17 protein-coding genes are annotated in these 25,788 nt (G+C 45.3%); 2 read left to right on the forward strand and 15 right to left on the reverse strand.

Features of this window, described 5'->3' with window-relative positions; all coding sequences use genetic code 11:
• The first annotated feature begins 26 nt into the window (after positions 1-26).
• Both Q1W14_RS02870 and Q1W14_RS02875 read left to right on the forward strand, forming a co-directional pair.
• The gene (locus tag Q1W14_RS02870) at positions 27-659 is read left to right on the forward strand and encodes an FKBP-type peptidyl-prolyl cis-trans isomerase (protein WP_300699111.1); all 633 of its coding nucleotides are present in this window, start codon (positions 27-29) and stop codon (positions 657-659) included.
• Between the two features lie 465 nt (positions 660-1,124).
• The gene (locus Q1W14_RS02875; protein ID WP_300699113.1) at positions 1,125-1,763 is read left to right on the forward strand and encodes an HU family DNA-binding protein; all 639 of its coding nucleotides are present in this window, start codon (positions 1,125-1,127) and stop codon (positions 1,761-1,763) included.
• A gap of 43 nt (positions 1,764-1,806) precedes the next feature.
• Here the strand turns inward: Q1W14_RS02875 and Q1W14_RS02880 are convergent, their stop codons facing one another.
• The 15 genes from Q1W14_RS02880 to Q1W14_RS02950 all read right to left on the reverse strand — a co-directional run bounded on the left by Q1W14_RS02880 (position 1,807) and on the right by Q1W14_RS02950 (position 25,783).
• A complete protein-coding gene (locus tag Q1W14_RS02880) occupies positions 1,807-3,666 on the reverse strand; it encodes a serine hydrolase (protein WP_300699114.1) in 1,860 nt (619 codons plus the stop codon).
• Between the two features lie 14 nt (positions 3,667-3,680).
• Entirely contained in the window at positions 3,681-4,496 is an 816-nt protein-coding gene (gene murQ, locus Q1W14_RS02885) for an N-acetylmuramic acid 6-phosphate etherase (RefSeq protein ID WP_300699116.1), read from the reverse strand.
• An 18-nt stretch (positions 4,497-4,514) separates the two neighbouring features.
• Positions 4,515-5,375 (reverse strand): ATPase, encoded by an 861-nt coding sequence (locus Q1W14_RS02890; protein WP_300699118.1) that lies wholly within the window; start codon positions 5,373-5,375, stop codon positions 4,515-4,517.
• A gap of 4 nt (positions 5,376-5,379) precedes the next feature.
• A complete protein-coding gene (locus Q1W14_RS02895; protein WP_300699120.1) occupies positions 5,380-6,564 on the reverse strand; it encodes a DUF5009 domain-containing protein in 1,185 nt (394 codons plus the stop codon).
• Positions 6,565-6,582: 18 nt separating this feature from the next.
• Positions 6,583-9,486, reverse strand: coding sequence for an FAD-binding and (Fe-S)-binding domain-containing protein (locus Q1W14_RS02900; protein ID WP_300699122.1), 2,904 nt, complete (start codon positions 9,484-9,486; stop codon positions 6,583-6,585).
• A 245-nt stretch (positions 9,487-9,731) separates the two neighbouring features.
• The gene (locus tag Q1W14_RS02905) at positions 9,732-10,970 is read right to left on the reverse strand and encodes a DUF1343 domain-containing protein (protein ID WP_300699124.1); all 1,239 of its coding nucleotides are present in this window, start codon (positions 10,968-10,970) and stop codon (positions 9,732-9,734) included.
• A gap of 16 nt (positions 10,971-10,986) precedes the next feature.
• A complete protein-coding gene (locus Q1W14_RS02910; protein ID WP_300699126.1) occupies positions 10,987-12,309 on the reverse strand; it encodes an MFS transporter in 1,323 nt (440 codons plus the stop codon).
• Positions 12,310-12,325: 16 nt separating this feature from the next.
• Positions 12,326-13,678, reverse strand: coding sequence for a SpoIID/LytB domain-containing protein (locus Q1W14_RS02915; protein ID WP_300699128.1), 1,353 nt, complete (start codon positions 13,676-13,678; stop codon positions 12,326-12,328).
• An 11-nt stretch (positions 13,679-13,689) separates the two neighbouring features.
• Positions 13,690-14,625 carry a DUF4922 domain-containing protein gene (locus tag Q1W14_RS02920; protein ID WP_300699129.1) on the reverse strand — a complete coding sequence of 312 codons (936 nt, stop codon included), beginning with the start codon at positions 14,623-14,625 and terminating at the stop codon, positions 13,690-13,692.
• A gap of 43 nt (positions 14,626-14,668) precedes the next feature.
• Positions 14,669-16,132 carry a glycosyltransferase family A protein gene (locus Q1W14_RS02925; protein WP_300699132.1) on the reverse strand — a complete coding sequence of 488 codons (1,464 nt, stop codon included), beginning with the start codon at positions 16,130-16,132 and terminating at the stop codon, positions 14,669-14,671.
• 22 nt (positions 16,133-16,154) lie between these two features.
• Positions 16,155-18,014 carry a PQQ-binding-like beta-propeller repeat protein gene (locus Q1W14_RS02930; RefSeq protein ID WP_300699134.1) on the reverse strand — a complete coding sequence of 620 codons (1,860 nt, stop codon included), beginning with the start codon at positions 18,012-18,014 and terminating at the stop codon, positions 16,155-16,157.
• A 24-nt stretch (positions 18,015-18,038) separates the two neighbouring features.
• Positions 18,039-21,143 (reverse strand): xanthan lyase, encoded by a 3,105-nt coding sequence (locus tag Q1W14_RS02935; RefSeq protein ID WP_300699136.1) that lies wholly within the window; start codon positions 21,141-21,143, stop codon positions 18,039-18,041.
• Positions 21,144-21,152: 9 nt separating this feature from the next.
• On the reverse strand, positions 21,153-22,625 hold the full coding sequence (locus Q1W14_RS02940) for a sodium:solute symporter (protein ID WP_300699138.1): 1,473 nt from the start codon (positions 22,623-22,625) through the stop codon (positions 21,153-21,155).
• 60 nt (positions 22,626-22,685) lie between these two features.
• Positions 22,686-23,852, reverse strand: a complete 1,167-nt coding sequence (locus Q1W14_RS02945; protein WP_300699140.1) for a DUF1343 domain-containing protein — start codon at positions 23,850-23,852, stop codon at positions 22,686-22,688.
• 152 nt (positions 23,853-24,004) lie between these two features.
• Complete coding sequence (locus Q1W14_RS02950; protein WP_300699142.1) at positions 24,005-25,783, reverse strand: hypothetical protein; 1,779 nt, start codon at positions 25,781-25,783, stop codon at positions 24,005-24,007.
• Positions 25,784-25,788 lie beyond the last annotated feature (5 nt).

Here is a 25,788-nt window from a genome sequence, read left to right on the forward strand (position 1 = left end):
TAAATAATATCAAAATTAATAGTTAGATGAAGAAAACCATCCTTTTGTTTTTGCCTTTCTTGTTATTCTTGGCAGGTACATTCGTTTCTTGTGAAGAAGTGAAGGAAGTAGGTAAGTATGATAACTGGAAAGAACGTAATCAAGCGTTTATTGACTCAATAAAGCATGAAACGGGTGATATGTATGTGGCTACAATGGAGGACTTAAAGAAGGTTCCTGAAGGTGACCTGTTTGCTATTGAAACTACAGCCGGTACAAGTAACGGACGTCAATATGTCTATTGTAAGAAACTGGTGTCAAATACTACTGGTGAGCTTCCTATTTATACAAGTAATGTAACCACATACTATTATGGTACTTACATTACAGGCGATGAATTCGATGGTTGTTTCAAAGGCTATGGAGCACTCGACCGGATTATTACAAAACCATTGAAAGAGCCGACTCCGTTTGATGCAACTTCTTCCTTTGCGGTTAATCAGGTAGTTGCAGGCTGGACTGCAGCTTTGCAGTATATGCGGGTAGGCGAACGTTGGATGCTGTATATTCCATGGGAAAGCGGATATGGTACGTCAGATTATACTCCGTATGGTTCGACAAAAACGATACCGGGTTATTCTGTATTAACATTCGATTTGATATTGAAAGGCATTAATTAAAGACTCGGTCTTTATAATGGTAACTGCTTCTATAAAGAAGAAGTTACCTAAAGAATTGCACCTCAAAAGTTGATTATAAAACTTTTGAGGTGCATTTCTTTTTTTGTACTATAGCTTTGGTTGTTTTAGTGAATATTCTGCAACGGAGTGGCTACATGCGGATAACCGTTTTCAAACTATTCATGAAGAAGTAATTAATTATCTGCTATCGCGATTAACATAAGCTTTTATGAGATTATCCATTATCTTTTCACTACTTTTGCATAAGTGATTGATAACGTTCAACCATGGTTGAATGATATTCCGACGAAGGTTGAACGAACGTCCGGCGATGGTTGGAAAATCTCTTTACCATGGTCGAACGGTGATGATTGCTTGTGTATAATGTGATAATCCCTTATGTTTAACAGGATAATCCTTTGTGTGTAACGGGATAATAGTATGTATCTGATAAATCAATAGACTATGGCTATACTCTTTGAATGGTATGAAAATCCGGTGGCACCGCATCAGCCGAAGGAGAAAAGACTCCATGCACGTATCATACTGAATGGTAAAGTGGAGACAAAAGATTTGAAGTCGATTATTCAGAAACGCAGTTCGCTGTCGGAGGCTGATGTATCGGCGGTGCTTGAGGCGTTGAGCGACGTTATGGGCGATGAACTTCGCGAAGGGCGGCAGGTGCATCTGGATGGTATCGGTTACTTCTATCCCTCGCTGGAATGTACGGAAGAAATAACCCCTGATACGCCACGGCGCAACGAAAAGGTGAAACTGAAAGCTATCCAGTTCCGTTCGGACCAGCAACTAAAAGATTCCATCGGTCCGGTGAAGTTGCGCCATAGCCAGTATTCAAGGCATTCCGGTAATTTGACTGAAGAAGAGATAGATGTGCGGCTCAAAGAGTATTTCAGCACCAATCAGGTATTGACGCGAAGAGATTTTCAAGGTCTTTGCAAGTTGACTAGAACGACTGCCGCCGACCGCCTGCGCAAGTTGCGTGAAGCGGGAAAACTGAAGAATATCGGACTACGAACACAGCCCATCTATGTGCCGATGCCGGGTTATTACGGTGTATCGCACGATGTGGTTCCCGGGCAGTAAGGAAGTTATGAGTTATAACATATAACTCATAACTTCTTAAGGATTATATTTTCTTCTTCAACTCCTTGGCCCAAATTTTATACCCTTCCTCATTCAGGTGCAGCCCTTCGTTGGTAAGTTCAGGGCGAAGTGCATTTGTTCCTTTTTCGGTGAAAAGCGGAAAGAGATTGACGAAGGTGATGCCTTTCTCACGGGCTAATGCTTCTAGTCCGGCATTGATTTCGGGGATCATGGCTGATTTACCTTCCAGCTTCTTCCAGCGACCGAAACTTTCATTGATGGGTAGCAGGCTTTGCAGATAAACTCGGGTATCGGGCGACTCTTTGCGAATGCGATCTACTACCATGCCGATGTTGTTGATAATTCCGTTCGTGGTGGAGTCTTGTGAAATATCGTTCACGCCGATAAGTAAGAAGAGTTTTGCGGGATGACCGGGTAATATCTGATGAAGGCGATCGTAGATGCCCATTACGTTGTCGCCACTGATGCCACGATTACGAACGTTCTTGTTACCGAGGCGTTCTGCCCAATCTTTTCCGCCTTCGGTCAGGCTATTGCCCAACATAACGATATCTTTGCTCGTGATGGCGGGTTCGTCCATGAATTGAAGGAAGCGTTTGTAATAATGATCGGTGTATATATGCGGAGTTGGATAGATAGAAGCAGCTACGGCATTGGCAACCAGTGAACGCAAGCGTACAGTACTATGTCCGTCCTCTGGATGTACGGCATTAATCAGGAAGATAACAGAAGTATCGTTGTCAGGGTCGATAACGATAGAAGTTCCTGTATATCCGGTATGGCTGTAAGTATTCGGACTGAATAAATCTCCATTATTCGAGGCGTAGGCAGTGAAGTTATCCCAGCCAAGGGTACGTCCTAGAGTTGCGGTAGCACGGGGTACTGTACGCATGGCTTTTACACCGAGAGGGCTGAGAATGCGATGACCGTTCCACTCGCCACCGTTTTGCAGGGCGGCACAAAGAACAGCAATATCTTCAGCACAAGAGAATACACCGGCATTACCACTGATACCGCCGTTCAATACACGCGCTAACGGATCGTGTACTTGTCCGCAAAGGACTTGCCCGTCGGGTTGTTTCTCTGTTGGGGCAATGAGGCTATGCCAGTCGCCTTCGGTCAGGCTTGCCCAGTGAGCATCGGCGGTATTGCTCCATTTTCCGGATTTGTCGCGTTGGCAAGGCAAGTAATCGGTGTGATCCATGCCAAGCACATCGAAGAGGTTTTCACGGGCAAACTCACGTAAAGACTTTCCGCTGATGGTTTCAATGATATGTTGCAGGGTGATGAAGTTCAAACAGCTGTATTGAAAGTCGGTTTGCGGTTCGAAGTCGCGCTTGCAAGTGGCAATGTACTCCATTAGGCCGTCAGGATTGGGCGAACCGTATTTCTTTTCCAACTCTGCTGCGGGAGCGTATGGAGGCAAGCCGGAGGAGTGTGTCATCAAATCGGCAATGCGGATGGTTTTCTTAGACTTTCCGTCTTCACTCTCCCAACTTTTGAAGTTGGGGATATACATGCTGACGGGATCGAGCATGCGGAGCTTGCCTTGTTCTGCCAATATCATAGTGCAGACAGCTGTGCTCATTGACTTGCTGCAAGAAGCCATGTCGAAGATGGTGCTGACAGTCATTGGCTCTACGTTAGGGTAGATGCGTTTGTTGCCGTATGCTTTCAGGTATGCCATTTTGCCACCTCGCACTACAGCTAGTACGGCACCGGGGATATTCTTGTCGGCAATGGCTTGCTCAATGGCTTTGTCGGCATACATCAGTTTACGTGAGTCCATACCCACTTGTTCCGGGGCTACCCGTTGCAAGGGCTGTGCACTGGCTTGCAAGGCAAGTGCAAAAAGAATCAAAGTGGAGAGAATGTGTTTCATACTATTTAATTGTATTATTTACCTCGATAAGCATCACATGCTTTTTTTACAGAACCGTGCATGAGTAACAGAGCCTTCGCTTTGCCATAATCCAGTCCGAGTTCCTCGACAATCATGCGAGTACCACGGTCTACCAACTTCTGATTGCTGAGTTGCATATTAACCATCTTGTTGCCTTTCACACGTCCCAGTTGAATCATAACAGAAGTCGTAATCATATTCAGAATCATCTTCTGACCTGTACCTGACTTCATACGTGAGCTTCCGGTTACATATTCCGGTCCTACAATCATTTCGATGGGTACGTCTGCTTCGGCTGCCATTGGCGAATCGGGATTGCTGGTAATACATCCGGTAAGTATTCCGTGTTCACGTGCTTCATGCATGGCTCCGATTACGTAGGGAGTCGTTCCGGAAGCGGCGATGCCGATCACCGTATCCTTGTCCGTAATATTGCGCTCTACCAGTTCTTCCCAGCCACGAGTGACATTGTCTTCGGCATTTTCCACAGGGTTGCGCAAGGCGGTATCGCCACCTGCTATCAGACCGATGATTAATGTAGGAGGCATGCCGAATGTAGGTGGTATTTCCGAGGCATCGAGAACACCGAGGCGACCGCTAGTGCCGGCACCCATATAGAAGATACGTCCACCTTGTTTCATGCGGGGGACAATCTGGGTTACTAACTTCTCTATTTGAGGGATTGCTTTCTGCACAGCAAGTGCCACCTTCTGGTCTTCTGTGTTGATATCTTCCAGAATTTCATGTACAGACTTCTTTTCCAAGTCAGTGTAGAGCGAAGGTTGCTCTGAGATTTTTTCGAATGCCATAGAATAATGATTTAGTGATTAGTGATTAGTGATTTGTGAGGCCTGGCTGTGATACTTTATCAGTCCTTCCATCGGGCTTTTGATGATGGTGCCCAACTGGATGCCCATTTCCTGTGCGGCTTCCTCCAACACTTCCTTGTAGTGGAAAGCTACTGAACCGATCATGTGTACCTTATTGTGCTGATAATCATATTGCATGACATTGCGTTTCAGAAAAGCCTTGAAACTATTCAGTACAAGTATGCGTACACAAGCCTCATTCAGGTTCTGTGCAAGAAATGGAGACAGACTTGCCAGGAAGCGGTTGGGGAACGGCTCGCGATACACACGGTGGATGATATCGGCAGGAGTCAGATTAAACTGGGTCAGGAACTTTTCTTTCAGTTCCGGTGTCGTCTGATTCTTAAGGATATCGCCTACCAATAGCTTACCCAGGCAAGCACCACTACCTTCGTCTCCTAATATAAAACCTAATGGGGAGACATTGGTCACAATCTCTTTTCCATCATAATAACAAGAATTGGAGCCTGTGCCCATGATGCAGGCAATACCGGCATTATGTCCGCATAGTCCGCGTGCAGCTGCCAGCATGTCGGTGCTAACTTCCACTTCACCTTTAACTTTGAGGTGTTTGGTTATGGCGCGATGCACCATTCCTATTTTATCGGGGAATCCACAGCCGGCTCCGTAAAAATAGACGGCGTCCAACTCGTTTGATTTTAACTGAGGTAGAAGTGCGGTTGCTATCTCATTACTGATTTCCTCTTCCGACTGGAAGAATGGATTTGTTCCTTTTGTGAAAATCTGCTGGAGAGGTACTCCGTTCTCTACTAAACACCAATCGGTTTTAGTAGAGCCACTGTCTGCTATTAGAATCATATCACTATATCTTTATATATATTTTCCGTTTGTAAAGTTGATAACCGATACACCAGTTGATGGCGACGAACAGTAAGGCATAAGCCAGCGAACCACCCGTATCACCAAATAAAGGTGTGAGGAGTATCTTGTAAAAGAAGCCGTGTATGCTGATGCTTCCATCCTCCCATGGGAAACTGATGCTTCCGAAGAGGATACTCAGTACGCCACCCAGTACGTACATAAACAGCGGATTTACGCCGAATGACTCGAAGAAGATACACCACTTCTTGTACCCTTTCACATCAATGATCCAGATGAGCAGTGCCAGGAAGCTGGATGCAAGACCGCAAGTGACGAGTACAAAGGTAGGTGACCATATCTTTTTACTGATAGGGCATCCGTAGCTCAGCAAAAAACCGGAGAAGGTAAGGATAACACCTACCAGGAATAATGTGATGAGTTGTGAATTGAGGAAAGTGGCACGGTCTTCCGACTTGTTGCCATCCAGCATCAAGCGTCCTACGTAGAAGCCTAACAAAACATGTGCGATAGCGGGAATAGTACTTAATACTCCTTCCGGATCAATGCCATTGTCTTTGTACATGTGTGCAGGGGTAAGGATGGCACGATCGACAATAGACAGGATATTTGTTTCATTGTAAGCAAAGCCATTGCCGAATACCAGCAGGATGAAATACCCCAATAACAAAGTTACAATGAGGTAGGGGATATATCGGTGCTTGAGGGTCAGTGCAATGATAGCAGTTGCTCCGTAGCACAGTGCCAGACGTTGCATGACACCCAATATACGCATGCGGTCGAAAGTCCATACGGACGCCCAAAGGTTTTCACCGAAGCTGAGGTCTTCGGGGGCGGAACTCCAATAATAGCAGAACCGTGAGAACCAACCGATAGCCATACCAATGATGAATATAACGATGGTACGTTTCAGTATCTTCATAGCGGCGGCGTGACTGAATTCGAAGTTGTACTTCTTCAGTGAGATGTAGGTCGATATACCCATAATAAACATGAAGAAGGGGAAAACCAGATCTGTGGGGGTCAATCCTATCCATTCGGCATGTTCTAAGGGAGCATAGATATGTCCCCACGATCCCGGGTTATTAACCAGAATCATGCCTGCGATGGTTACACCTCGAAGGATATCGAGGGCGAGTAGGCGTTTGTTCGTTTTTGGACTGTTCATGAGGCTTTGGTGTGTTAGTTATTTAGATTTTGCTACTGTACATTGATCTACCAGATAGACGATAGATACGTATGGAATGCCCGAATTGGTGGTCAGTCCGATTTCGCAGGTACGGCTATTGGAGTAGCCGATGCTTATTCGTGCTGCTTCTATTTGGGGGCGAAGTTTACGTAAGGCGTATGTGTTAAGCTCGGGATAGGTGAAACCCCGGTCACCGGCAAAGCCACAGCAACCCACTTCTTCGGGGATAACTACATGGCTGGTACAGAGACGGGCAAGGGCGATAATGGTATCTGCCAATCCCATTTTCCGCATGGAACAGGTGATATGTAGGGCGATGGTACGGTCAGACGGGGTAAAGTCCAACTTATCCCGCAAGAAGGTATATATGAATTCGGCGGGCTCATAAAGCTTCATCTTCTTGATGGTTTCGCGCATGCGGTGCAAACAGGGGCTTTGGTCGCATAACACGGGATATTTGCCTTGTTCGCTGGCTTCCCAAAGGGCAGCTTCCAGCTCGGCCGATTTGCAGTCGGCAATATCCAGCATACCTTTGCTCTCCCAGATAGTGCCGCAACAAAGGTTTTCCATATTCTTTGGGAAGATTACTTCATAACCGGCTTTCTGCAATAAAGAAATCATCTTATTGACCAATGGCTGTTCTACAGACGATTTCTTGGGCAGACCCATTGTCTGATTAATACAGCTGGGGAAATAGACAACTTTGTTTAATGAAGAATGAGGAATTTCTTCCTTCTTCATTGAATAGGCTCTCGGCATGGCGGGAGTCCATAGAGGGACACCAAGAGCATTGTGCATACCTTTTGTAATGCTACTCATGGTTTTGGTGCCGAGGATGCTGTGACCGAAGTCGGCAAGGGTCAGTACAGGGCGGAGTACACTCTTGATACCGGCAAAATGCTTGGCGGCGTAGTTTCCTGCTTTGTAACCCAGACTATTGATAGGCAGGGCTTCTTGTCGGATGACGTGAGTGAGGTCACCAGTGTTGATATCCATGGGACATGACATCGAGCACAATCCGTCTCCCGCACAGGTTTGGTTGCCGGGGTAGTTGTATTGTTTCTCCAGTAGGGCGAGGCGTTGCGGGTCATCGCCACTTTGCTTCAGACGTGAAATCTCACGTTGCAATACGATGCGCTGGCGTGAGGATAATGTGAATCCGCAGGAGAGGCAATTTACTTCGCAGAAGCCGCATTCAATGCAGCGATTGACTTTGGTTGCCGGACTATTATCGCTCAGAGGAATAAGTGGCAACGGCTTGAAGTTCTTGATATGGCATTGAGGATCGTCATTGAAGATGACTCCCGGATTCAGTAAGCCTTTGGGGTCGAAAAGATCCTTGACGGCTTTCATAACATTAAAAGCAGCATCTCCCCATTCATAGCGGACAAATGGAGCCATGTTGCGCCCGGTGCCGTGTTCGGCTTTCAGGGAGCCGTCGTATTTGTCAACTACTAAGGTCTTGACGTCGTTCATCAAATCTTCGTAGCGTTTCACTTCGGCCGGCGTGCTGAAAGATTGGTTGATAATAAAGTGATAATTGCCTTCCAAGGCATGTCCGTAGATGCAGGCATCGTCGTAGCCATGACGGGCTATGAGCTGTTGCAGTTCTGCCGTAGCTTCGGGCAGGTCTTCTATATGGAAGGCGATGTCTTCGATCAGGCAAGTGGTTCCCGGTTGGCGGGTGCCGCCCACTGAGGGGAAGATACCGGAACGGATAGCCCAGTATTTGGAATATTCCTCCGGTTTGTCTGTGAAATGTACGGGAATATAGGTTTCAAAAGCATTTAATGTGCTTTCTATTGCGGCAATGTTCTGTTTTAGTTCATCCGGGGTACAAGCCTTGGTTTCGGTCAGTATGGCGGTTAATCCGGTTTCGTCGCCCGGTTCTACGCCGGGGAGGACGGATGAGGCAACTTCGCCTTTGTAACGCAGGAAGATGGGGTCGTTGACGGAGGAAAGGCTTTTGTAATCAAGCAATTCGGCACCTTTTACAATCCACTCGTCTTTCTCATTGGTCAGTTTCTTGAGGGCTACTACCGCACGGCAGGCATCTTTAATACTCTTGAAATAGAGCATGGCGCTTGCCTTGCAGGGATAGTCGTATTCAGTCTTCATGGTGACTTGCGACAGAAAAGCCAAGGTTCCTTCCGAGCCTACCATGAGGTGAGTGATTATATCGAACGGATCGTCAAAACACACGAAAGGCAGGATATTGAGTCCGGTAACGTTTTTAATGGAGTATTTATAACGGATGCGTTCTGCCAGTTTCTCATCAGCACGTACTTGGTCGCGAAGATTGCAGATATGACGGATGAAGTCACGATGGGTCACTTCGAAAGAGGCGCGACTGACGGGGTTACCGGTGTCCAGCAGGGTACCGTCCGCCAGTACGATACGGGCGGAGAGGAGTACTTTGTCACTATTGGCATGCGTGCCGCAGTTCATTCCCGAAGCATTGTTCATGACGATACCTCCTACCATAGCACTTTTTACACTGGCAGGGTCCGGTGCGAATTTACGTCCGTAGGGTGCTAGCAGTTCATTTACCCGTTGCCCGATAATACCCGGTTCAAGGGTGATTTGTTCGTGATCGTCAGAAATGGAATATTTTTCCCAGTGCTTGCCGGCTACAATAAGGATAGAATCGCTGATGGCTTGACCGGATAGACTGGTTCCTGCCGCCCGGAAGGTGACGGGCAGACTGTAACGGTCGGCAAGCTTCAATAGCTCGGAGACTTCACCTTCTTCCGTCGAACGGATTACTATCTGGGGGATGAGACGGTAGAATCCTGCATCCGTACCCCATGCCAGCCGGCGAAGTTCGTCGGTGTAAATCCTTTCTTGCGGAATGAATTTCCGGGCTTCCTGCAGGAAATCTGTGTAACTGCTTTTTACCATGATAAATACTCCTTCCTTTTTCTTATATATTTTCTTTCCTATCCCTGTATGCCCTCTCAGAAGTATCTGTAGGGCAGTATTGGAGAAGGCCTCAGTGAGATACGTATGTCACCACCTATGAGATACCGTATGTCATACCTCATGAGATACAGTATGTCATCACCCATGAGATACGGTATGTCATGACCAGTGAGATACGTATGTCTTTTACCACCTACTCCGGTGTCAGAAAATCTGCCTAATTCTTATCTATATAGATAGTACTTCTTCGACAATCTTCTGAAGTCTTCTGCATCCTTATACCAATAGTCGCGTATATCTTCCCAACGATTACGTTTCGAGAAGCGTTCGCGTATCTGTTTCGAGCCACTCACTTTGTCGAACATCGAGAAGCGTCCCTTGTCTGCATGGTCGAAGACGGCACGGTCCGGATAGAGTGCGGCTACTTCCTGCATCACCAGGAACTGAATATCACTCAGCGGTGCTTTGCCAAAGTCCATGATGTGTACTTGTACGCCTTGCAACAATTCTCCCTGACCTACGCTGTAGAAGGGTTTCAGATACATCGGTCTGAATACCACTCCCGGAACTCCCAGTCCGTTGAGGTTATTGGCAAGCTTTTCTGCCTCTACCCAAGGTGCGGCAAACATCTGGAACGGAATAGTATAACCTACTCCGATAGACATATAGCCCAGTTCACCAAGAATACCACTGACGGGGTAGAAGAATGCTGAATGTGGATGTGGAATGTGGGGAGAGGAGGGAACCCATTGCAGTCCGGTCTGTGTGTAATCCATCCGGCGCTTCCAACCTTTCATCTTTACGACTTGTAAGTTGCATTGTTCTCCATCTTTCAACATCTTTTCTCCGTTCAACATCAATGCTAACTCACCGCAAGTGAGCGCGTAAAGGTACGGAATTTTAAATTGGCTGACAAAAGAAACGCAATCATCTTCTGTCAGGTTGCCTTCTATCTTCAGTCCGCCTACAGGGTTGGGGCGATCCAGAACGATGAACTCCTTGCCATTTTCGGCAGCAGCTTCCATTGCCAACCCCATTGTACTGATGTAGGTAAAGGAACGGCAACCGATGTCCTGAATATCATATACCAATACATCGACGTCCTTCAACATCTCCGGCGTAGCCTTGCGTGTCTTTCCGTAAAGAGAATAGACGGGCAGTCCGGTGGAGGCGTCTTTGATGTCCGTAACATGGTCGCCGGCATGTACATCGCCACGCACACCATGCTCGGGGCCGTAAAGGGCGACCAGGTTCACATTCTTCGCTTCGTGCAGAATATCGATGGTCGACCGCATATTATTATCCACCCCGGTCGGGTTTGTAATCAATCCTACCCGCTTACCTTCCAGGCACTTGAAATTCTGCTCTTTCAGGACTTCGATACCGGTCTTTATTCTTATCTTTTGCGCCTGCATCCCCATACAAAGCATGCCCAGTAGCGCCAATACTATATATTTCTTCATAACAAATCACTAATCACTATTTTTTCCCATATTCCGGATCTATCTTCCTATCTGCAAAGATAGTAACGATCACCGTAGCAATGCAACACACTATTACCAACCAGAAGAAGTTGATATAGCCTACCGCTTCCTGAATGTATCCTGCGAACATACCCGGAATCATCATACTCAGCGCCATGAATGCGGTGCAGATGGCATAATGGGATGTCTTGAACTCTCCTTCAGAGAAGTACATCATGTAGAGCATATAAGCAGTGAAACCGAATCCGTAACCGAATTGCTCGATGGCAATGGCTGTTGAGATCGCAAACAAGTTCTCGGGTTGACCGATGGCCAAGTAGACGAATGTCAGACAAGGCAACGTCATACATCCCGCCATCCACCAGATAGAGCGTTTCAATCCAATGCGCGAAGCGAACAATCCTCCGAGAATACCGCCTGCCGTAAGGAATATCACGCCGATAGTACCATATACAATACCTACTTCCGCTGTAGAAAGTCCCAAACCTCCTGATTCTTTGCTTGCCACAAGGAAAGGCATACACATCTTGATAAGGAATGCTTCGGGCAAGCGGTAAAGCAACATGAACACAATGGCTAGTATCGCTCCCGGTTTGGTGAAGTAGGTGGCAAATGTGCGTCCGAACTCTACGAAGATAGCCTTTGCACTAGCTGTGCCTGTTGCCAGGGTGGACTTGTCGGCAGCCGGCCGGGGTATGGCAAAGAGGTGATAGAAGGTCACTGCACTAAACATGACGGCTGTAACCAGCATCGTGATAGTCCATGATAACGGGATATTGTCATACTTCAGTTCGATGGCACCGGCAATTGCTACGAGCACTCCTTGCCCGAAAATGGATGCCAATCGGTAGAAGGTGCTTCGGATGCCGACAAATGCCGCTTGGTCGCTTTGCTTCAGCGCCAGCATATAGAAGCCGTCAGCAGCAATATCGTGTGTAGCCGAGGCAAAGGCTGTGATGATAAACAGCAGCAGCGTTATTGTGAATAGGCTGATAGGTGTTTGTCCGGCTGCCATGGTCGCTTCATCGGGATGCGGAATAGACAGTGTAAGCAGGATGAATGCAATCGACATCAGTATCTGCATGGAGAGAATCCACCATCTTTTGGTCTTGATGATATCGACGAAGGGACTCCAAAACGGTTTGATAGTCCAAGGTAGATACAGCAAACTGGTAAATAACGCCATCTCACCATTGGGAACTCCCATCTTGGCGAACATCAGTACTGAGATGTTATTCACGATAAAGTAGGGAATACCTTGTGCAAAATAGAGAGTCGGTACCCATGCCCAGGGCGATATGTTTTTTAGGTTGTTCATGATATTGGCGTGTTAATTAGTTGTATAGCTTGTCAATGCTCGCTCCGATGTAGTAATGCAGAAGAATCGCATCATATTTATACCCTTCTTCGCCCATCACTGCAGCGCCTATCTGGCATAATCCCACGCCATGTCCCCAACCGGCTCCGGTAAGGATGAAGCGTCCGGGGATTCCTTCGGGCGAAACATCTTCCTTGTCTACCACGAAAGCGGAACTATAAAGGTGTGAGGTGGAAAGCGTGCGACGGATTTCCAATTCCTTTCCAATGGTAAGTGTCTTCTTGGTGCCGACAATCTTCAATTTCCAAATGCGTGCGGAGGTACCGCGGGCTATAGGGATAAGGTCGATAATTTGTCCATAGTCGATACCCGAACGTTTCAGAATGAGGGCTGAAAGCTCGTCTTGTGTATAAGTTACTTTCCAACGGTAGAAGTCCGTAGTCTCCTGATCGTAATTGTTGAGCACTTGAGAAAGTATCTTCTTATCTTTTGTATCGCAGAAGGATTCTGGTGCGATGCGAATCCAGCAGTTTGCATTCCTCTCTACGGTGAGGTCGGGCAAGAGCAGTTGCACAGTACTGTTATATTTCCTCTTTCCATATTCCGTTTTCCAGTCTCTTTGCTTCTGTAAGTAAGGATACTTCACATCTTCCCAGCAATATTGGAATTCTTCGAAAGCGCCGCCGCAACATTTGGAGAAACGGGCATCGCAAATCTTTCCATCAGACATCAGCACCTGTCCGCGTGTGGCGGCGATGGCTTGTTTCACGATCTCGGTCGAAGCGCGTGTAATGCCTTGGTAGCGTTGGCAATGGTCATCGGCACAAACGTCGAAACGGGTATGGTCTTCACGGTCGTACCAACGGATGAGTTCTTCTTCCGTTTGCGTCATAGCTGAATAAACGGTTTGTGCTGCTTCGATTTCTTTATTCTTTTGAATTTGCGCTAACAACCAACTACGGGAAATAACGGCATGTGCTTTCAGAAGTTCTAAAGAAGCGGTTGCACTCATCTCAGAAGAAATGACGCTGGTCAGATAGTCTTCTACATTGATAACATTGATACCGGTGAGCTTGCCATTTTCAACAATTACTTTCAAGGCACCCAAGAAGCGCTGGTCTTCCTTGCGCTCCCAGTGGAAATTGATGCCGATGGTAACATCTAACAGCTCAAAAGCATCTGTGGCTTCATGCAGAGGTTCAAACAGAAGTTCATTATACCGACGTCCGTTCCAGAGAATTTTACCTTCATCATAGGTCACTACTTGCTTGCCGCTGACTTCCGTTCCATCCATGAGATACGGATTCAGCAGGACGAACTCTATCTGAGGTTCGAATAGGATGCCTACATGTACTTTGGGCTCTTTCATACTATCTGTTTTTATTTAATCTGTTCTTTTATATGTTGTCTCAACTGGTGGAAATCAGTCTCCGAAAGGCAAACTTCACCAAGAATCCGTTGGATGTCTTCAGCAGTAATCTTCAGGAAATCCTTTTCTACCGGAGTGATAAACACACCACCTAAATCGACGGAAGCAGGACTACTCAGCAGATTGGCTTCACCCTCGGCCGTGTAGCAGGCAGGGCGATGCTGGGCACGAGGGAAGACGAATACAATCCATTTATCTGTTTCATACATCGCAAGCACATTCATCATCGGTTCTTCTTCACCGGGTTTCACGGTCATCGAGCGGTAAATGATGTCGAACAACTCCTTTGCAGCATTCTTATCGGCAGATTCAATGACCAGTGTGGCACGGGGGGCATCATTCAGATACCAAAGCTCCGCCTTTCCATAATCGGCAATTTTTCCTGCTACCTGGCTTCTCCAATCTTTCTCGATGGGCATAAAGCCTTTGTTTCCTGCCTGGAAGTGTGCATGATCGGGAGCGGAAGCACCACATTTGGGACCATTATAAAAGATGGTATAGTCCGATAAGGCTTGTGCTAAGTCCAGCATATCTCCGAAGCGAATGGCAATACGTTGGTCTACATGTTCCATCTCCGGTATCGTCAGATGACGAGGGAAGATGGGGAATGGATTGACCAGAATATTGTAATGTCCGTCAAAAGGAATCCCTTTCTGTACAGGCGGCAAGTTGGCGGGGCAGAGGAAGCATTTCCTTTCCCGGATAGACTTGCTATCTACCTTGGCACCGGAAGATACAATGCGGGCAGGGTTGAATTGTACTTTATAAGGGATGCCGTTTACATTCAATTCTTTCACCTTTACTCCCGAGAGAGCGGCATAGTTGTCGCGCGCCGTTTCCCAGGAAGCCAGCTGTTCGGTCAGAAGATGGTTTATCGTTTGATTCATTCTATTTATTTACGATTTAACGATTTACGATGTACGATTGGAGTTACTTCTTTTGGTTCATCGCTACCCGTGCTTGGAGTTCCCAGGTACGGATGCGGTCTTTGTACAAGTTGTGACCATTCATTTTCACAATATCCAGTGAAGCGTCAGAATTATCGTCCCAACGGCGGCAGAGATATATTACCTCATAAACTCGTCCTATCTGATACTGGCGTGAGAAGTTCAATCCCAGTGCATAGTCTTCGCCATAGCTAGTGTTGGGCACTTTCACTTCACGCAATACCGGTGTGTAGAAGGCACGGGGAGCACCCAGACCATTGATACGAAGCGCATTGTTGCGTCCGTTCTCCGGAGTCCATTCTTTATGGTCGATGATGCCCGGAGCGATCTCTTCCATTTGGAAATTAGTCATCATATAAGTACCTACCACCATGGCGCAGTTCTGTTCGTAGAAGGCGCGAACCATGATAGCCAGTGTTTGGTCATGGGCATATACGTCGTCGCTATCCAGTTGCACGGCAAACTTACCGCACTTAGGATGGTGCACACCCATGTTCCAGCAACCACCGATACCCAGGTCATTGCGTTCGGGGATAATATGGATGACTCTTTCGTCGTTCTTGAATTCGTCGATAGCCTCGGTGGTGCCATCTGTAGAATGGTTGTCGATGATGATAAGATTGTATTTGAAGTCCGTCTTCTGGTTCAATACGGATTGGATGGCGTCACGAATCGTGCGGATACGGTTGCGTACCGGAATGATGACAGAGGCTTCATACTCAAAGTTGCCCGCTGAGAATTCAATCTTCTTGAACTCAGGTGCCAGGTAGCCACCTATCTCTTTCAAATGTTCGGTACATGCCTGTTCCATCTCAATCTGACGATTACGATTCTTCGGGTCAACGTAGTCGAAGATCTTCTCACCACTCTTGCGAGTGTCATTTTCTACTTCGCTGTACAGATATTCGTTGATGTGTACCAAGTCTGCTTTCTGGCTCAATTTCAGACGCAAGTCATACAGACCGGCGAAGTCGTAATCCGATTTCATCCTTCCGGCAGCTTCTTTAAACTTCTTGGCGTCAAACAGGAGTACGGAACCGAAATTGAAATCATCTCTCAATGAACCGAATTGATAATCGATCACCGGTGCATTGGTTTGCTTGCCATCTGCTATTTGATAATGGTCGGCATACACCATACCTGCCTTGGAATCTTCAAGAATATGTATCATGCGTTCCAAAGCGAACATGCCCATTTCAAGGGTTGTCTCTTTGGTATAAAGCAATATATAATCACTTTTGGCTACTGTTGCAATCGCGTGCATAGTCGCGCTACTGTTAGGCATGTCTACAAACAGCACTTCGCAATCCGGAAACTCCGATTTCAATGAACCACTGGTGGTTATTAAACGGATCTCTTCTACGAGTTCTGTAGATTGAAGTCCTTTTACTGTCTTTTCTACCTGGTCTTTTCCTGCATAAGGAAGAAAGCAACTGATCTTTTTCATATATGTATTATTTCTTATATTTTCAATTCTTAATTCTTAAAAGTCCCACCTCTCCACTTGTCGCCGTGAAAAGGACCTCCCGTCCATTTAGTGGAACTACCGTGCTGATAAGGGAATTTCCTATTTTGTGTTTCCACAGTACCTTGCCGGTCTTGGCTTCCAGTGCGAAGATAAGTCCTTCTTTGGTACTGCCAAACATTACACCGTCTTTTTCTGCTTGCATGGAAGGAGCATGCTCGTAACCAAAACCTACATTGGCTGCCCACAACTCTTTCGGGGTGTCACCTTGAGTGGAATAGCAGACAATGCTATCGTTCATCGTTTTACTGTAAACACGTTCGTGGTCTTCGGACAAACCGATTGTTTCACGTACCATAGACTGGAAGGTGCGCCAAACGGTATCACCTGTCTTTAGGTCGATGGCGGTCATGGCACGTTGCGGATCTGTAATGAATACTTTCCCATTGGCGGCTACCGGCCATACGGCAGCGGGAGAGAAGTGCATACGGGTCAGTCCGCCGGTCCATTTCCACAGTTCTTTTCCGTCTGCTTTGTTCAGCGCGTACAGTGTATTATCCCATGCTCCGAAGATTACTTTATCTTCGGTAATCAATGGCTTAGTCTCGATATAGCCTTTTACACCTGTGTAAGCCCAAATGACTTTTCCCGTATGTATATCTATCGCACGGAATGTATGGTCACTTGCACCGATATAAGCGATACCATTTTCAATGGCTACAGCTCCCAATACCGGTTCGGTAGCTTCTACTTTCCACAGGAGATTTCCGTCCTTTGCGTTCAGTCCATAGATGTGGCGGTCGGCAGAGCCGAATACAACAATACCTTCACTTACAGCCGGCGTTCCTACAATGCGTTTGCCGGATTCAAAGCTCCATAACTTTTTGCCGTTCTTCAATGTATAGGCTGTCAAGTGTCCCATATCGTCGCCGACAAATACTTTGTCTTTTTCTATGGCAGGCGAGCAATATATACCGGCACCGGTTTGAACAATCCACTGTTCTTTTACTTGCGGATAGGTTTTGTTTACAGTAAAGTCCGGGTATTTTTCCGCTTTACCATTACGATCATAATAAGGCTGAGTCAAAGAGAAAGCCGCCCATTGTTTTTTCGGTTCCCCGATACGTTGGGTATAAACTAAGATAGAATCGTTGGTTACTTCATAAATGCCATATCCTGGCTTGTCATCTTTATCTCGCAGATTACTGCGCATCAGAATACCGGGGATACCGTCATAACGCAAATCACGGTTACTATGATAATGCCCGCCAATCATCAGGCGAATGTTATAGGGGCGAATAGCGTCTGTTACATCGTACCAGTTGTCTACATCGCCATCCATTAGGGGGTAGTGGGTAACCAGTATCACCGGCTTGTCTTTCCCGGCTTTTTCCATTTCTTCCGTCATCCAGCGGATGTCTTGAGGAACTACATGCCCGTAAGCCATACGCATCAGCGGACCGGAATTAAACCCGAGGAACAAGAAACCTTTATGTTCGAATTCGAAGCGTTCACTGCCGAAGATTTCTCCGAATGCGGTACATCCTGAGTCACTCCACTTCGTTTCATGGTTTCCAAGGACTACATAATACTTCGTTTTCAGTAAGTCAAGGCATGACTTAACTCTTTCCATAGTGGCACGGTCGCCTTCTTCCGTAAGGTCTCCCGTAACCAGAACAAAATCAATGCTGTCGGTTGCATTAATTTGTGCTACCGAACGCAATAAATCCTCTGTAGGATTCGGATTGTTCGGGCTGAAATGGATATCCGTCAATTGGGCAAAACGGAATTTCCCATGCTGTGCCTGCACCCCGAGGGGAAGCAGACAAGCAATCAGGATGATTATTAACAGTCTTCGATTCATAGATGATGATTGGTTTTATAGATGTTACTTATTCTCGTTGAAGAACGTTAATACAGCTTTCATTAAAGCGTCTCTTTCAGAATCAGTGCGGATGGACTCGAAGGGAAAACCTAATACACAAGTCTTGTATGCACCTTTATATGCTACGCCGGCACTTAGATTATTCTCGGAATAACGCATAATGGTATATGCATCTTTGGTTGCCGGTTCAATCGCATCCGGTGCTTCTACTACGTATGAGTTAGGATTTAATTCGTTGTAGTAGGAGTAATTACCGGTAAGGGTAGCGAATGGAGAAGCTACACACTTCACTTTACCCATAATGGCAGCTTGACCTACACGCCATTTATACTTCAGTATGTCTGTGGCGAATTTCTTGTCGGTGTCGGCTATTGCCTTTTGCTCGGCTGTTTCAGCTTTGGCAAGACGGTTATCCCACAAATCTGTTCCCACGAATGCACCTGATACAAAGATATTTCCGCCTTGATTGCAATAAGCGGCAATGGCATCTTGCATAGGTTGGGTAAAGGTTTTGAACTCTAACGACTTGACTCCACCTCTACCCATCTTGGTTTGGCATTCTTTACCTAAGATAAGGTCGATGTACTTATAGTCATTTAAAATAGCCTGTCCTTTCTCTACAACTTCATCACTACAGGATACGAAAGAGTAACCGGCTTTTAAGATAGCGGAACCATGTACGGCAGGATAATCAAATGTATTTCCTGCAATAACCTGTGTTTCGTAATTGCTATAACTGTCTCCGAAACCCGAGGCGTCATCATCCATCCAGGGGATGGAACGGCGGTATTCTTTCATCTTGCCGATATAGCTGATATCTTTGACATAGGGCACACCGTGGTCTAAATCATCCAGGAAACCTGCAAGTAAAGTATCAGCAGGCGCGGCTGCAACAAAATCTGCCGGTGCACTGATGCGGTTGAAACCATTTATCACTAATACTGTACCCTTTGTATTGAAAGCACGTCCGGCTGATAACATTTCAGAAGGGAAACTTTTACCGCCCTTGTTGACTGCTACTACTTTGTAACTGCATACAACACCTGACGGAAGAATGGCACGGTAGCTATTCTTATCTACTAATACCCCATTATCGAAATCTCCGTCATCAATGCGAGTATATACAATGTATTTTTCTGCGGTGGCGGTAGGCTCCAAAGGATCGGCTACCGGTTGCCAAGTCAGTTCCACTTCATTTTCATTAATCAAGCGTAATGCCATGTGATCTACAGGAAGTGGTTGAACAACGTATTCCATGTTGTATTGTGAACAAAGGAATTGCAGCATGCCTTTATAGATGGCACGGCTTACGGTGAAGCGGAAACGCGGGTCCAATCCATAGCGCATATCTGCAAAATTCTGGTGGGAAAGCAGTTCCAATAACATGGTTGGCACGCGAGGTACACGGGCTTCATAATAAGATTGGTTCCACATGCCACGACGGGTCCAGCTCGGCTCATATTGTGTGCGGATATCCCGTACGATATTAGATTGGATCAAATCCGTCAAGTCGTGAGATAAATAACGTGATGCTCCATTGGAGAAAACTTTATTATATGCATCTGTATAATAGATACCGAGTGTTCCGATAATCGAATCATTCAATGTGGTACCTGCATCGGAGTGGAAAGCAAAAGCCATATTCACCGGGATATTCAACCCTTTTTCAGTAGGATTGACTGATGAACCGCCGGCGAGGTAATTTACCCAAATACCACGACTTTTATAATCATCTGTATAGTCGTTCTTACCGTGGCTATCGGAATATACGCTGTCTGGCATGCCAGCCCATTGCAACCAATAACGTGCACCCTCGCAGAAGCGGGGATAACCACTTACCTCCGGTAGTTGAAAGTTGAAAGTTGAAAGTTGAGAATGGGCTGCGCTGCCTTCGCCTGTCAGGTTCTGGGTGTCAGAGCTTTTCAGATTCTCCGTTGCACCTTCACTGGATATGGATCGGGCAATGTTTCCCATACCACCGCCAATCTTTACGGCGTCGGCAGTAACAACTTGACCGGCTTTAGCTGAAAGATTGCTTAGAGTTACTTTACATTCATCATTCTTTCCTGCATTGAATCCGAAAGTTCCAAGATAAATCCAAGTACCACCACCCATTTGCTGGTTCACTTTGAACCGGGTTACTCCACCTTTGTGGTGAATTGTATAAAGCGCATCGTCTGCACTGTTTGGAAGTGTTTGGTAGGAGACATACACTGCATATTGACCGGCTTGCGGAATTTCAGGAATCCATTCGGCAGTACTTTCTTTTCCTTTCTTGATTGTTTCGATAGTGCGGAACGTTCCCTCATTGAACGGATTTTCAAAATCGACATATTGGTTACGCAAGTGCGCAAAGCCATTACCGTTACCTTGCATCCATACCTTGTCGGCAATCTTTTCTGTATAGATGGAATGATTGTTGAGGCAACCGTCATTATCTACAATAATTTCTTCTGTCTGGCTGTCGCGCTCACGGGGTAGCAATACGTATGCGCCTGCATTTTCCAACATCGGAACAAGGAATGGTAATACATAACTTTGAGTATACAAATCTTCTACTGTTTGGAAGATACGTGCACGTTGCCATTCCCAACGCGTAAGTTTCGGTTCATAATAATAGCCATGGCTCTGCCACAAAGCTATATGACGGTTCTGTAACCCGTTTGTGGGGGCATAGGGTGCAGAAATTTCCGTCACTAAAGGCTTTGTTGTAATAGGGTTGAATGTTTTGACTTTCTTGTCTTTTTTGCTGCGTAAAGCTTGGGGAATCAGTTCTTCAATGGAGTGATCGTTTGTACGGATTTGCAGGTTGTATTTGGCAAATTCGGTAGGGAGTAAAGAACTTACACCCTTGTAAATATCAGCAACATTATCTTCCCGAAAAGGAATATATGCACAGTTCATATTGGCAAACAACTGCAATGTGTTCCCTTCTACAGCTACAGAGTCAATCTTTATACGTCCTACAGAAATTTCCTTTCGTGCGGTGGCATCCAAAAATCTCCCGATTTCCTGGCGGGTTTCCGTCGGAAGCTCTTGCGCACCTCCCATTTGGGGGAGAAGGGAGGTGGCGAGCAAACAAAGTAAAAAAAGACGTCTTACATTCATGATGATGCATTAAGTTAATTGTTCTTTATTCTTTTTTCTAATCAATAGGCAAAGTCCGAATGCGGTAATTAGTGCATTAATAATAAGTAGTTCAAAGCTAATCTGGTAACCATTGAACCATTTTTCGCTATTGCTTTGTAGAATGTAGCAGATAATGGGGGACATTACTGCAACGATAGGTACCCAGCGGTCATACACAGGTTGCTTGCAAGCCATACCAAAAATGAACATACCTAAGATAGGACCGTAGGTATAGGCGGCGAGGCTATAAACAGCATTGATTGCGCTATCGTCGTTCATTTCGTAGAAAATAATAATGACGATAACCATTAGTAGTGACATTACGAAATGAACGAGTTTACGTGTCAGGGTCAGGTCTTCATCCTTTTGCTTTTCATTGGCTTTCAGTATGTCAATGGTAAATGAGGTAGTAAGGGCAGTGAGGGCAGAACCGGCAGCAGAATATGCAGCGGCTATCAGTCCAATGATAAATATGATGCCGATAAACAAGGGGAAGCCGTCACTCCAGGCTATTTTTCCAAAGAGCGCATCACCTGCTATTTTTCCTTCATTTGCCAGATGAGTATCAGCATACATATAAAGTAATGTTCCTAATACAAGGAATAGACCGATTACAAAGATTTGTATAAAAGAACTGAGTATCATGTTCTTTTGTGAATCGCGGAAGTTCTTACAACTCAGCGTACGTTGCATCAAGTCTTGGTCCAGTCCGGTAGCAGCTACAATCATAAATATACCTGCAATGAACTGCTTCCAGAAATAGTGCCCATTATTAGGATCATCGAAGAAGAATACTCGGCTGGTAGGATGACTGGCTACAGCTGCCGGTAATTCGAAGAAACTCAAGTTGAGGCTGTTCGCAATAAATATGATACAGCAAACCACTGATAAAATAAGGCAGAATGTCTTTAATGAATCCGTCCAAATCAATGATTTTACACCTCCTTGGAAAGAGTATAACCAAATCAGTGCAACCGTTAATACGACATTGAGTGAGAATGGTATATGCAATGGATTGAAAACCAGTGTTTGCAATACTACACATACTACAAAGAACCGTACTGATGCTCCCAGCATTTTAGAAACGAAGAAGAACCATGCACCTGAGCGGTAAGAAGAAAGTCCGAAACGATTCTCCAAATAGCCATAGATACTAACAAGGTTCATCTTATAGAACATCGGTATAAGTACAAGCGCAACGACAACAGCACCTACAAAAAATCCAAGAACCATTTGCATGTAAGAGTATCCTCCTGCAAGCACAGCACCCGGCACAGAGATGAATGTCACACCTGATATACTGGCACCAATCATAGCTATGGTTACCATGTACCACGGTGATTTACGGTTCCCGGTGAAGAAACCGGCATTGTCTGCCTTGTGCCCCGTAATCCAGGAGATTACAAAAAGAAGTGCAAAGTAGAATGCGATAGTCGCAAGTACGATCAAAGCTGTAGTCATGTTCTTCTAAATTAGGAATTGAGAATTAATAATTAAAAATTGCAGGGGAAGAGGAAATAATTATTCTTGGTAGAGAAGATAAGGTTTGCGTTGTACCTTGAACTTTTCTACGTCATCTTTCCACATTGCTTTGATCTCATCGGCACTTTTACCTTCTTCTATCATTTTACGTACATAGTCTGTTCCTACCAGCAGTTCGAAGAATGAACGGAAGAAGTGATCACCCATATTCAGATTTTTATATGCGTCAATTACGTAGCTCAAATCGATTCCCCGTTTCCATATCTCCTCATCACTCATCGTGCTGAGGTTTACACCATGACAGAGTTTGTTAAGCTGGGGTGGATTTTTGGCTCCGGAAATGCTGCGTGGCGTGAAACTATACTTGTATCCTGTCATGTTAGGATGGCCATATACCTGGAATGGGAGCGAAGTTCCTCTACCTAAACTGACCGGAGTTGCTTCAAAGTAGCAAGTCGAAGGATACAGATAGATGGATGTCATATTCGGCAAGTTGGGAGATGGAGGAATGGGCAATCTGTACATCGTTTGGTGTGTATAGTTTTTGCAAGGTATAACGGTCAGGTCGCATATGCGGGAAGCCGGTAACCAACGTTCACCGTTAACCATCAGTGCTAGTTCACCTAAAGTCATGCCATGTACAATGGGAATGGGCAACCAGCCTACTCCGGATTTGAATTTCATATCCAGAATCGGACCATCTACGTAATGTCCGTTTGGATTGGGGCGGTCTAAAATCAGGACTTTGCGGTTATATTCGGCACAAGCATCCATTAACCTGCACATGGAAGCATAGTAGGTGTAGAATCTTAAACCTACGTCTTGTATATCTACAATCAGGATATCGAATTTACGCATGGAAGTGTCGCTGGGTTTGCCTAATTTTCCATCGTAAAGGGAGAGGATAGGAACTCCTGTTTTTTTATCTACCGAACTGGATACATGTTCGCCTGCATCGGCATCACCTCGGAAACCATGTTCCGGCGAAAAGATAGCCACTACATTAAATTTATTTTCCAGCAGGATGTCTAGTAGATGTTTTTTTCCGATCATTCCTGTATGATTCGAAAAAATAGCAATTCGTTTACCTTTCAGGATAGGAAAATACTCGGAAGTCTGTTCATCACCTAAAATTACTCGTTCTTCTTGAGCCCGACAAAATAAGGAACTACATAGAATTAATGTCAAAAGTAGCAGTTTCTTCATAATAGTATTGTTAAGGAGAATATTAACTGCAACAAAGATAAGCTTTATTTTTAATATCAAAAACACTTATTTGGGAAAATTTAGTATTATCAATTTTAATTTGCAAATTATCAAATGCGCGTTCTTTTGACATATAAAGAGAGGCATCTGTTTCAGGGCTGATACCGGGTAGTTGTCATTGGACCGGCTTCATCGCTGAATAATCTATATAGTATAGGGTCTTGCAACAAAGCTTTTAGCGAATGTTGTTTTCCATCTACCAACACTTCGTCACGAATCAGTCGTACTCCATGACTATAGTCTACATATCCGATGCCATGAGCCGCACTTAATGGCTGTATGGGCTTGCCATCTTGATAATGCCAACCATAAATGAATAATCTACCCGGTTCATTAGTAATTCGGTTGGTTATCACAATATCCTTTTTGTGTCCGGATATCAGAGTGTACAAAGGTTTTCCGGAGGCTTGTCGTGCGGATTCTATGATAGAATCGTGACAGGCAAATATCGGTATGGTAGTCATTGTAGAGTCTGGAGTCATGGGGTGAGGGGTGAGTTTAATCCGGCTATGGTAATGGATAAAGTCGGACATCTTCCGGGTAGGTAAAATTGCTCCGTACAACTCCGCTAATTTTTGAGCAGTTCTTGGTAGCATAGGGATACGAAGGAAATCCGTATCAGTGCCGATTGCCAGGAAATCTGGTAGTACACATAAAGTAACCTTGTGCCATATTCCTTCAGCGTCTTGCAAACTATCTGTCAAATAAGTAGGCTGCCTGAATGAATTCGGTAGATTTCCATCTGTAATTTCCTTGTAAATAGCAGAGTCACGTTCTTCTGCGCTCATATCCATTACTTGATGAACAAACTGGCTACCGGTGGCAGCTCCTTTTTTTCGAGGAGGAAACTGGAACACAGAAGGTACTACTACTGAATCCTGCCGATAAGCGTCATAAACTTTTTCTCCCATGAACCGGTAACCGTCACCTTCATATTTTGTTCCCGAAAGCACTGATTGTATATATCCATTCCGCTCTACCAGTACCGTGTGATATATTTTACGTTCCGGGTTTTTCCTGGAATAGAACTGAATTCGCCGATTGTCCGCTGTATAATAGATGATGCTGTCGTTTTTCGTTCTGTTCCATTTAAGCGGTTTCAGATTTTTTTTCAAGTATTTTCTCATTAAAAAAGTGCGATGCCAGGTTCCTCCTTTCTTCGAGACAAATGGCTTTCCGTTATATAAGGCATTGGCATCATCATAACAAGCTACAAATAGCTTGTTTTCGGCAGAAGTTGCTAACCACTTTTTTAACTTTTCTCCGTATCGTATATCATCCCAGTTGTAATTACTATCAATAAAAGATATTTTTTTTACATAGGTTGGTATTTCGGAACTAGCATCCATAAAGCCGAAGATGAAATTTCCTCCTCCACTGTGACTGTTTAATTCTATATGGGGATTGTAGTCCGAAAACAACTCAAGCAGGTATTCCACTACTTCTTTTATTTTCCGATCCCGCTCCGGTTCGGCTTTCCTCCAACTGCCCCAACTTTTGGTGTTGGCTTCCAAATAGACTGTCACCCAATTGCATGACTGGTCTACCTTTCTGATGTATCGTGTTTGTGCTCCGATATGCTGAATGTGGTAGTGCCAGTCATCTCCTTTTGCAGGCAATTTTCCGATGGTCCAGTCAGTGCTATTGCCGTTTGGCAATGCATATAATACAAGCTTCGTCGGTTTATCCTTATCGAAGTCAGCCCTCGAAGGGGCATTGATTTGAATCTTGACTCCCGGCGTATAAACAAAATTCATGATTTGTTCTTCAAAATAGGGGCTGACTACAAAACCAGATAATCCAGCGGCTTCCTGCGCCTGGCTGATAAAAGAAAAACATCCTATAAGGATTAATAATAAGATTCTTTTCATGTTAT

It is taken from the genome of Bacteroides sp. (assembly GCF_030151085.1).
Taxonomy (GTDB): Bacteria; Bacteroidota; Bacteroidia; order Bacteroidales; family Bacteroidaceae; genus Bacteroides.

What these genes read in the sequence shown, in the direction of transcription:
- Q1W14_RS02930 (WP_300699134.1), bottom strand. Translation starts at nt 18,014, where the DNA reads ATGAATCGAAGACTGTTAATAATCATCCTGATTGCTTGTCTGCTTCCC.
- Q1W14_RS02915 (WP_300699128.1), bottom strand. Translation starts at nt 13,678, where the DNA reads ATGAAAGAGCCCAAAGTACATGTAGGCATCCTATTCGAACCTCAGATA.
- Q1W14_RS02945 (WP_300699140.1), bottom strand. Translation starts at nt 23,852, where the DNA reads ATGAAGAAACTGCTACTTTTGACATTAATTCTATGTAGTTCCTTATTT.
- Q1W14_RS02910 (WP_300699126.1), bottom strand. Translation starts at nt 12,309, where the DNA reads ATGAACAACCTAAAAAACATATCGCCCTGGGCATGGGTACCGACTCTC.
- Q1W14_RS02935 (WP_300699136.1), bottom strand. Translation starts at nt 21,143, where the DNA reads ATGAATGTAAGACGTCTTTTTTTACTTTGTTTGCTCGCCACCTCCCTT.
- murQ (WP_300699116.1), bottom strand. Translation starts at nt 4,496, where the DNA reads ATGGCATTCGAAAAAATCTCAGAGCAACCTTCGCTCTACACTGACTTG.
- Q1W14_RS02890 (WP_300699118.1), bottom strand. Translation starts at nt 5,375, where the DNA reads ATGATTCTAATAGCAGACAGTGGCTCTACTAAAACCGATTGGTGTTTA.
- Q1W14_RS02900 (WP_300699122.1), bottom strand. Translation starts at nt 9,486, where the DNA reads ATGGTAAAAAGCAGTTACACAGATTTCCTGCAGGAAGCCCGGAAATTC.
- Q1W14_RS02940 (WP_300699138.1), bottom strand. Translation starts at nt 22,625, where the DNA reads ATGACTACAGCTTTGATCGTACTTGCGACTATCGCATTCTACTTTGCA.
- Q1W14_RS02875 (WP_300699113.1), top strand. Translation starts at nt 1,125, where the DNA reads ATGGCTATACTCTTTGAATGGTATGAAAATCCGGTGGCACCGCATCAG.
- Q1W14_RS02905 (WP_300699124.1), bottom strand. Translation starts at nt 10,970, where the DNA reads ATGAAGAAATATATAGTATTGGCGCTACTGGGCATGCTTTGTATGGGG.
- Q1W14_RS02950 (WP_300699142.1), bottom strand. Translation starts at nt 25,783, where the DNA reads ATGAAAAGAATCTTATTATTAATCCTTATAGGATGTTTTTCTTTTATC.
- Q1W14_RS02920 (WP_300699129.1), bottom strand. Translation starts at nt 14,625, where the DNA reads ATGAATCAAACGATAAACCATCTTCTGACCGAACAGCTGGCTTCCTGG.
- Q1W14_RS02895 (WP_300699120.1), bottom strand. Translation starts at nt 6,564, where the DNA reads ATGAACAGTCCAAAAACGAACAAACGCCTACTCGCCCTCGATATCCTT.
- Q1W14_RS02870 (WP_300699111.1), top strand. Translation starts at nt 27, where the DNA reads ATGAAGAAAACCATCCTTTTGTTTTTGCCTTTCTTGTTATTCTTGGCA.
- Q1W14_RS02880 (WP_300699114.1), bottom strand. Translation starts at nt 3,666, where the DNA reads ATGAAACACATTCTCTCCACTTTGATTCTTTTTGCACTTGCCTTGCAA.
- Q1W14_RS02925 (WP_300699132.1), bottom strand. Translation starts at nt 16,132, where the DNA reads ATGAAAAAGATCAGTTGCTTTCTTCCTTATGCAGGAAAAGACCAGGTA.